We start from the raw sequence: 8,588 nt of genomic DNA, 5'->3' as shown, positions 1-8,588 counted from the left end.
GACCAGGTGCGTATGGTTTTGCAGATTTCGATCCCGTACGTTTTTTCGCTTGCCCCGGAGGTACTTTACCACTATTTCCTGCGGTTCTTTGCGTATAGCACGACATTAAAAACATCATACTGCAAATAGTCAATACAAAATATATCTTTTTCATATTCATTTTTAGTCTGTATTGCTAATAACATGCCACAAATAGTAAATTCTGTACCAACAGTTAAATCTGTTCTATTTTAATTTTTCGCGATGCAGTACCATTGTTCATGCAAATTCAAATCAACAAAATACGTTTCGCAATATGCTGTATCTGCAGCCTGTTTATTTCTACAACCACTTCAGCTCAAAACCCGCAACCAACTTATCCAAAATTAGCTGGTTATGTAGGCATTGTTCATCCTATTGTATCCTTCAGTTCCGATGGCACCCATACCAACTTCAAAGACAGTTATATAGTTGGCTTGCCCATAGGCATCAACATTTGGAAAAGCGCTAAAATCGGTTTTTCCAGCGAAATAGTGCCGCTTATAAAGGCCACAAGCGCAAGCAGCAAGGTCAACAATGTGCTGTTTCACCCAGGCATCTTAGTTGCCCTGGGCAATGGATTTACTTTTGCCGGTCGACTCGCTTTTGAAACTTCAGGCCGATATGGCCTTACCCCAGTATTCAACAAAGTTGTAAAGAAAAACAAAGGCAGCAGTTACTTTGTAGCCATTCCCCTTCCTGYACGTTTTGGTAACGATCAATCTTCGTCTTACGGCGTAGGCTTTCAGTTTGGGATCGCATTTTAACAAGGACATGAAAAACAACGCAACATATAAATTAACCGACCTGGTCGTCTACTTTTTAAAGCTTGGCACCTGGGGTTTCGGCGGACCAGTTGCACTAGTTGGCTACATGCAGCGGGATCTGGTTGAGCAAAAAAAATGGATCTCTGAGGAGGAATACAAAGAAGGTCTTGCACTCGCTCAGCTGGCACCTGGGCCTTTGGCCGCGCAGCTGGGTATCTACATGGGTTTTGTTCATTACGGATTACTGGGCGCAACATTAGCAGGACTTGCTTTCGTAATCCCTTCCTTTATTATGGTGGTTATATTGGGTGTTGCTTATAAGCTCTATAGCGGTTTACCCGGCATGCAAGCCGTATTTTATGGGGTAAGCGCCTCGGTAATTGGAATTATCACGGTTAGCGCTTATAAACTGACCATTAAATCTGTAAGTAAACCAAACCTCGAAGCTGTTAAATCAAATTGGCTGCTTTGGGTATTTTACCTGTCCGGTGTGATCATTACTGTGATCATCAAGAGAGAAGATATTTTATTTTTTATCATCTGCGGTGTGGTTTACATGTTGGTTAAAGCGCCACCGCAATGGATTAAACGACCAGCCTCAGCTCCTTCCCTGATTTTACTGAGCGTTGGTTTCTGGCAATATGAGGGTAAAACACTGCAGCAGATTGGCTGGTTTTTCTTAAAAGCCGGTGCGTTTGTATTTGGCAGCGGACTGGCAATTGTTCCTTTTTTACATAGCGGCGTAGTTCAGGAATTTGGATGGCTTAATGAGCAGGAGTTTTTGGATGCTGTGGCTGTAGCAATGATTAGTCCCGGTCCCGTAGTCATTACAGTTGCCTTTATCGGCTATCTGGCAGCGGGTTTTCCTGGCGCTTGTGTGGCGGCATTGGCTACTTTTTTGCCTTGTTACCTTTTTACCGTTGCCCTGGCTCCTTCTTTTAAAAGGATTGCAAAAAATCCCAGTATAAAGGCTTTTGTTGATGGCATCACGGGTGCTGTAATTGGCGCACTGGTAGGTGCAGTGATCATTATAGCTACACGTGCAATTATAGATATACCAACTGCTACCATTGCTCTATTTTCTGCTCTTGCTTTAATTTATATCAAGCAGATCAAAGAACCCCAGTTAATACTACTTGCGGCAATAATTGGTGTGGCTATAAAAGTCTTGTAAAGCCCCGCAAAAGACCTAAATATGAAATAGGAAGAACACAAACACCGATGCACCCATTTTGTACCTCAGAACTTTAAGCGCATTAGAGATCTGCTTTGAAACAGTTTGTTCCGAAATCCCCAGTTGCTCTGCAATTTCCTTATGTGATAAGTTCTCTTCCCTGCTCAGCAGAAAAACTTCCCTCATTTTAGGAGGCACCGTACCGATGTATATAAAAAGGCAGCGAAATTGGTATCCTGTAATATGGTTTCTCGTTTAGTCCATAAGGTTGTAAAAAACTCCTGAATGATATCTTTTGCTTCTTCCTCGTCATTTAATTTCTTAAGTGCAGAATGTACMACAAGCGGTAATACCGCTGATAGATCATGGCATAAGCGGTCTGATCTCCATTCTTTAAAAGTCCGGTTAGCTCCTGATCCGAAAGCGTTCTGTAGCCTGYCATTTGTTAATTATACCTTTACAAATTGTTAACCCTTAGTAACAAATTTGTGTAATATTTTAATAATCACCACTATACAGAAGCAATATTTTTTCGCACTTCAATCACATATTCTAAAATTCATTTACCTTTACCATGCTATTTATTATGGAAATACTGATTGTAGAAGATGAACCAAGAGTTGCCAGCCTGATTAAAAGAGGGCTAGAAGAGCAGGATTTTAAAGTTACCCTCGCATTTGATGGTGAGATGGGAAAAAAACTAGCCCTATCTAAAACCTACGACCTCATTATCATGGACATCATCCTTCCCAAAATAAACGGACTCGATCTCTGTAAGGAAATAAGAGCTGCCCACCCCCATCTTCCAATAATAATGTTAACCGCTTTAGGCACTACCGACGATAAGGTTGACGGATTTGATGCCGGTGCCGACGATTATCTGGTAAAACCGTTTGAGCTCCGAGAACTTCATGTACGCATTCGTGCGCTGCTTAAAAGGAACAACAACAGCCTGGCAAAACAAAGCACTTTATTAAAATATGCCGACCTGGAATTAAACAACCAGACAATGACTGTAACAAGATCCGGAACCGAGATTGCGCTTACCCCAAAAGAGCTAAAATTGCTCGAATACATGATGCAAAACGCAGAAAGAGTGTTATCCAGAGCAGAAATAGCCGACAAAGTTTGGAACACTCATTTCGATACAGGCACAAATTTTATTGATGTTTACATCAACTACCTCAGAAAGAAAATAGACCGAGATTACCCCAATAAACTGATACACACCAAACCTGGATTAGGCTTTATATTTAAATCAGAATAACCACGCTGATGAAAATCCGTAATAAACTAAGTCTCCTCTTCACCGCAATAATAGCAACCCTGCTGTTTGTTTTTGCAATGGCAGTATACCTATCCTACAGCCAAAACAGAGAAGACGAGTATTACAAGGAACTGCACAAAATTGCCATTACAAAGGCTAACCTGCTGCTCGATGCCAAAGTAGAGCCATCGGTTCTTCAACTCATCTACAGAAACTCACAAAATGTATTGTTTCAGGAAGAGGTGGCCATATACGATACCTCATTTCACCTTCTTTATCATGATGCTGTTGATATAGACAAGGTAAAAGAAAACTCAAATATGATCCACAAGATCATAGCCGAAAAACAAATACAGTTCTATCAGGGAAAAATGCAGGTAATTGGCCTATTGTACCAGCATAAAAATGGCAATTACGTAATTACCGCAGCAGCAACCGATCAGTATGGTTACGCCAAACTAACAAACCTGAAATACACATTAATTGTAGCCTTTTTCATCAGTATAATCCTCATTTACTTAGCCGGGCAGTACTTAGCCAGCAGGGCGTTAAAACCTGTTTCTGATATGGTAGATGAGGTGGAAGAAATAACGGCTACCAATCTCGATCTTCGCATTAACGAGGGCGGCGGCAAAGATGAAATTGCCGAACTGGCCGTTACCTTTAATGCAATGTTAAACCGCTTAGAGAAGTCTTTCGATGCCCAAAAGGAGTTCGTATCCAATATTTCCCATGAACTGCGCACCCCGCTAACAGCAATGCTTGCCGAGCTTCAGCTTACTTTAGGTAAAGAACGCCAAAATGCTGAGTATAAAGAATCAATACAGCATGCAATCAGCGATGCGCAAAAAGTAGTGCGCCTATCCAACAGCCTGCTAGACATGGCTAAGGCAAACTACGACCATACCGAAATTACATTTAAAAAACTCCGTCTCGATGAAGTTCTTCTGGATGCCAGAAACGATGTATTGCACACCTACCCCGACTATAAGGTAAACATCATATTCGAAAAAGAAATAGAAAACGACGATTCCATTTCCGTAAAAGGAAACGAATACCTGCTTAAAGTGGCCTTTATGAACCTGATAGAAAATGGCTGTAAATTCTCTGCGCAACACGAATGTACCATTGCCATAACCTACCACATGGATCATACCATATTAAGATTTCAGGACAATGGAACAGGCATCTCTGCCGATACAGTTTCAAGAATATTTGAACCATTTTATCGGGGTCAGAATCAGGAATATGCAGCCGGAAACGGAATTGGACTATCTCTTACAAAAAAGATCATAAACCTTCACCAGGGTACAATAACTGTAATTTCTGAACTGAACCAGGGCAGCGTATTTACCATCGAATTGAAGCATGCCTAAGCAACCATTAAAATTCTAATGGTTTTCTAATAACATTCTAAAACTACTCTAACCTTCCCTCCCAAGAGCTCTCAATACTTTTGCGGCACATTAGAAATAAGTAGTAATCTTAAACTATTATGCCATGACATTACATGAGATCGCCGTAAAAGACACAAGCCAGTACCTTCAAATCCTGGACAGCAATGAAAACGGACTTCAAGCCTCAAACATCAGTGCCAGACAACGCCAGTTTGGGTTAAATGAGATAGAGCATGAAAAGCCGCCATTATGGTATAAACAGCTCTTTCATGCGTTTTTAAACCCCTTTATTGGAATTTTAATTGTACTTGCTATAATTTCATTAATAATGGATGTAATTCTGGCCGATCCGGGTCAGGAAGAGTATAAAACTGTAATCGTGGTAAGCATTATGGTGATGCTCAGCTCTCTGCTCAGGTTTACACAGGAATACCGCAGCAATAAAGCCGCTAACCAGCTAAAAAGCATGGTTAAAACCACTGCAACAGTTTTAAGACAGCCCAGCGGAAAAACAGAAACAGATATTAAAGACCTGGTTCCGGGAGATATTGTTTTTATAAGCGCCGGAGACATGATCCCCGCTGACTGCAGGATCATACAATCTAAAGACCTGTTTATCAGCCAGTCCATATTAACCGGTGAATCCTTACCTGTAGAAAAAAGCAGCAATCCGCTTAAAACCACGGACAACAGATCAACCCTCGACTTCGAAAATATTTGTTTTATGGGCACCAACGTGGTAAGCGGTACAGCAAAGGCTATTGTTGTAAACACCGGCAACCTAACCTATTTTGGATCTATAGGCAAAGCAATTCTGGGCACACGCACCCAAACCAGTTTCGATAAAGGCGTAAACAAAGTGAGCTGGCTGCTTATCCGTTTTATGTTCATTATGGTTCCGCTGGTATTCTTTATCAACGGTTTAACTAAGGGCGACTGGATGCAAGCGCTTCTGTTCGGGATTTCTGTAGCTGTTGGCCTTACCCCGGAAATGCTTCCAATGATTGTTACTGCCAACCTTGCAAAAGGTGCAATAAACATGAGCAAGCGTAAAGTAATTGTAAAACGACTTAATGCCATACAAAACATAGGCGCTATGGATGTGCTGTGCACCGACAAAACAGGCACCCTTACAATGGACAAAATTATACTGGAGCGTCATCTTAACGTATTTGGAAAAGACGACGACGAGGTGCTAAAATGGGCCTATTTGAACAGCTATCATCAAACCGGATTAAAAAACCTGCTTGATATTGCCATTCTGGAACATGCAGAATTAAAAGATTTCATTAAAACAGATAACTATCAAAAGATTGATGAAATACCTTTCGATTTTAACCGCAGAAGGCTAAGCGTTATACTCGGTACAGATACCGGCAAACACTTACTGATTTGCAAAGGAGCCGTAGAAGAAATGCTGGACCTGTGCAGCCATGCCTTTGACCCCGGCGAAGACAAGCAGCTTCACATAGAGAACGATGCCATTGTTCCAATGGATCAAAAAATGAGACAGGCTATAATAGACACCTCCAGAAAGTTAAACGAAGAAGGGTTAAGGGTGTTACTGGTTGCCATTAAAGAATACGAACCACGCCCGCTCAACTACGCCGTTGCCGATGAATGCAATATGGTTTTAACCGGTTTTATAGGCTTCCTGGATCCGGCAAAACCATCGGCCAAGCCATCAATAGCAGCGCTTCAAAAACTAGGTGTAAACATTAGAGTACTAACAGGCGATAATGAAATTGTAACCAAAAAAATATGCCGCGACGTGGGTATACCGATAAACAGTATCCTGCTGGGCAATCAGATCGAAATCATGAGCGATGAGGAAATCATCAATCAAATTGATGACATCAGCATTATGGCCAAGCTTAGTCCAATGCAAAAATCACGCATTGTAAAATTACTACAGTTTAAAGGCCATACCGTAGGTTTTATGGGCGATGGGATTAACGACGCGCCTGCTCTTCGCAATGCGGATGTTGGAATATCTGTTGATACAGCAGTAGATATTGCTAAAGAAAGTGCCGATATCATTTTATTGGAGAAAGATCTGATGGTTTTAAGACAAGGCGTAATTTATGGTCGCCGCACTTTTGGCAACATCATTAAATATATAAAAATGACTGCCAGCAGCAATTTCGGCAATATGTTTAGCGTATTGGGTGCCAGTGCATTGCTCCCTTTCCTACCCATGCTACCTATCCATCTGCTGGTACAAAACCTGCTATATGATGTTTCTCAGATTTCTATTCCGTGGGACAGTATGGACAAAGAATTTATTGAAAAACCTCAAAAATGGAGTGCCAGGGGGATTAGCAAATTCATGATTTTTATAGGCCCTATTAGTTCGATTTTTGATTATGCAACCTTCGCGGTTATGTATTATGTTTTTTCAGCAAACACCATTGAAAAGCAAACGCTGTTTCAAAGCGGCTGGTTTATAGAAGGATTGTTATCGCAAACACTGATTGTTCACATGATCAGGACAAGAAAAATACCTTTTATACAAAGCTGGGCAACGGCTCCTGTAACAGCACTTACATCATTGGTAATGGTTATTGGCATATGCATTCCATTTTCGCCACTTGCCGAAAGTTTAAAAATGCAGGCACTGCCATTAAGTTATTTCCCATGGCTTATTGGAATACTGATAAGTTATTGTCTGCTTACCCAATTGGTAAAAGTTTGGTTCATTAAAAAATTCAATCAGTGGCTATAATTCGAAAAGAGATGAAAACAAAAAACAAATTAAATTACACACTCGGTTGCATCATAAGTGTAAGTTTATACGCTTGTAAATCTTTAGAAACCAATGGTGGTTTAACAACAAATATTATTTCTGTTCCTTGTAAAATCAGGCCTTCGGTTAAAGGTGTTCCGGAGCAGTTAAATACAAATTTTAGTGCGGCCTTGTACCTTGGCAGTAGAAAAGAAGGCGCAAAGAATGGGTTTAGTTACGGTGCTTTCAGCGGTCTTAGTGCCATAACTGTAAATCCTCATGTTATGGAAGATAAGATTGATTACGAATATGATGGGCTTGCCTTAAGTAACGGCATTGCCGGAATATACGACAATAAGAAAATCAATATAGGCCTTGCCTTGGGCATCGACATGCTAACTGATAAAAACAGGGCAAACTGGATATATCAAGGCAAGCCCTGGATAGGGATCCTGTTTGGGATTACACTAAATTAATTCCTAACGCATTTATGTACACACCGGGAGCTATTGCTTTCGCAATTGCTTAACAATTGCTCAGGATCATCTTCGGGGTTCGTTCGGTTACAACCGAACCAACCCCGAAGATGATGCAACGTAACTGCGAACCAATCACGAGAGCAATAGCTAAGCAAGTGCTCAGCTATTAGTTCAATTTATCAAGGGGTTTTCTGTTTTTAACGGCTGAAGCTTTGTATTTGCTCGGAGAAAGTCCTGTTAATGACTTAAACTGTGCCGACAAGTGGGCGCTGCTGCTATATCCCATTTTAAAGGATATTTCATTCAGGTTCAATTCGCCGTACTCTAACAGTTCTTTTACTTTTTCTACTTTTTGCTGGATGATGTATTTCTCGATGGTTAATCCCTCTGATTCTGAAAACAATCTACTCAGGTAATTATAGTCTTTATTTAATTTATCGGCTACCAGATGCATCAGACTTTGATTAATCTCGCCCAGATCTGAATAGTGAACTAAATTGATTACTTCGTTCTTAATCTGCTCTACCAACTGGTTTTTTTCCTTTTCAATAAGTTCAAAACCTAAAGCCTGAAATTCGAAAGCAATATCTTTCAATTGTTCCTGATTGGGATCCGGAGCAACTTCTACTTTACCTAAGGTTATTTGTTTAACCGAAAAACCAAGATTCTGCAACCGCTCATTAACGATCATAATACAGCGGTCGCAAACCATATTTTTTACATATAAAGTCATATCTAATCAGCTAGTATCATACTTCTTC

At 40.7% G+C, this 8,588-nt stretch carries 9 protein-coding genes and 1 pseudogene; 6 read left to right on the top strand and 4 right to left on the bottom strand.

Features of this window, described 5'->3' with window-relative positions:
• Positions 1-260 precede the first annotated feature (260 nt).
• Together AC1DG9_RS19030 and AC1DG9_RS19025 are read left to right on the top strand one after the other, a co-directional pair.
• Positions 261-785, top strand: a complete 525-nt coding sequence (locus tag AC1DG9_RS19030; protein ID WP_477635041.1) for a hypothetical protein — start codon at positions 261-263, stop codon at positions 783-785.
• Positions 786-792: 7 nt separating this feature from the next.
• On the top strand, positions 793-1,959 hold the full coding sequence (locus tag AC1DG9_RS19025; RefSeq protein ID WP_288884203.1) for a chromate transporter: 1,167 nt from the start codon (positions 793-795) through the stop codon (positions 1,957-1,959).
• A gap of 15 nt (positions 1,960-1,974) precedes the next feature.
• Here AC1DG9_RS19025 and AC1DG9_RS19020 read toward each other — a convergent pair whose 3' ends face one another.
• The 3 genes and pseudogenes from AC1DG9_RS19020 to AC1DG9_RS19010 form a co-directional block, all read right to left on the bottom strand.
• Positions 1,975-2,145 carry a sigma factor-like helix-turn-helix DNA-binding protein gene (locus AC1DG9_RS19020; RefSeq protein WP_337714856.1) on the bottom strand — a complete coding sequence of 57 codons (171 nt, stop codon included), beginning with the start codon at positions 2,143-2,145 and terminating at the stop codon, positions 1,975-1,977.
• Positions 2,142-2,255, bottom strand: a pseudogene (locus AC1DG9_RS19015) (hypothetical protein); the annotation flags it as partial. The pseudogene AC1DG9_RS19015 and the gene AC1DG9_RS19020, both read right to left, overlap by 4 nt.
• Before the next feature lie 17 nt (positions 2,256-2,272).
• The gene (locus AC1DG9_RS19010; protein WP_477635040.1) at positions 2,273-2,401 is read right to left on the bottom strand and encodes a hypothetical protein; all 129 of its coding nucleotides are present in this window, start codon (positions 2,399-2,401) and stop codon (positions 2,273-2,275) included.
• A gap of 144 nt (positions 2,402-2,545) precedes the next feature.
• On the opposite strand from AC1DG9_RS19010, the gene AC1DG9_RS19005 reads away from it, so the two are divergent.
• From AC1DG9_RS19005 to AC1DG9_RS18990, 4 genes are all read left to right on the top strand, one after another.
• Positions 2,546-3,226 (top strand): response regulator transcription factor, encoded by a 681-nt coding sequence (locus AC1DG9_RS19005; RefSeq protein ID WP_172663257.1) that lies wholly within the window; start codon positions 2,546-2,548, stop codon positions 3,224-3,226.
• An 8-nt stretch (positions 3,227-3,234) separates the two neighbouring features.
• Positions 3,235-4,602, top strand: coding sequence for a sensor histidine kinase (locus AC1DG9_RS19000; RefSeq protein WP_337714860.1), 1,368 nt, complete (start codon positions 3,235-3,237; stop codon positions 4,600-4,602).
• Between the two features lie 124 nt (positions 4,603-4,726).
• Positions 4,727-7,348 carry a magnesium-translocating P-type ATPase gene (gene mgtA / locus AC1DG9_RS18995; RefSeq protein ID WP_288884292.1) on the top strand — a complete coding sequence of 874 codons (2,622 nt, stop codon included), beginning with the start codon at positions 4,727-4,729 and terminating at the stop codon, positions 7,346-7,348.
• A gap of 11 nt (positions 7,349-7,359) precedes the next feature.
• Positions 7,360-7,824, top strand: coding sequence for a hypothetical protein (locus AC1DG9_RS18990; RefSeq protein WP_288884293.1), 465 nt, complete (start codon positions 7,360-7,362; stop codon positions 7,822-7,824).
• A gap of 169 nt (positions 7,825-7,993) precedes the next feature.
• On the opposite strand, the gene AC1DG9_RS18985 is transcribed toward AC1DG9_RS18990, so the two are convergent.
• On the bottom strand, positions 7,994-8,560 hold the full coding sequence (locus tag AC1DG9_RS18985) for a helix-turn-helix domain-containing protein (RefSeq protein WP_172663261.1): 567 nt from the start codon (positions 8,558-8,560) through the stop codon (positions 7,994-7,996).
• Between the last annotated feature and the right edge of the window lie 28 nt (positions 8,561-8,588).

The sequence above is a fragment of the Pedobacter sp. 05L430 genome, from assembly GCF_056397585.1.
The sequence above is the reverse complement of the archived record's forward strand: the minus strand, read 5'-3'. Positions and strand labels throughout refer to the sequence as shown.

Excerpts from the sequence above, each read along its gene's own strand:
- AC1DG9_RS19000 (WP_337714860.1), top strand. The coding sequence starts at position 3,235 with ATGAAAATCCGTAATAAACTAAGTCTCCTCTTCACCGCAATAATAGCA.
- mgtA (WP_288884292.1), top strand. The coding sequence starts at position 4,727 with ATGACATTACATGAGATCGCCGTAAAAGACACAAGCCAGTACCTTCAA.
- AC1DG9_RS19025 (WP_288884203.1), top strand. The coding sequence starts at position 793 with ATGAAAAACAACGCAACATATAAATTAACCGACCTGGTCGTCTACTTT.
- AC1DG9_RS18990 (WP_288884293.1), top strand. The coding sequence starts at position 7,360 with ATGAAAACAAAAAACAAATTAAATTACACACTCGGTTGCATCATAAGT.
- AC1DG9_RS18985 (WP_172663261.1), bottom strand. The coding sequence starts at position 8,560 with ATGACTTTATATGTAAAAAATATGGTTTGCGACCGCTGTATTATGATC.
- AC1DG9_RS19005 (WP_172663257.1), top strand. The coding sequence starts at position 2,546 with ATGGAAATACTGATTGTAGAAGATGAACCAAGAGTTGCCAGCCTGATT.
- AC1DG9_RS19020 (WP_337714856.1), bottom strand. The coding sequence starts at position 2,145 with ATGAGGGAAGTTTTTCTGCTGAGCAGGGAAGAGAACTTATCACATAAG.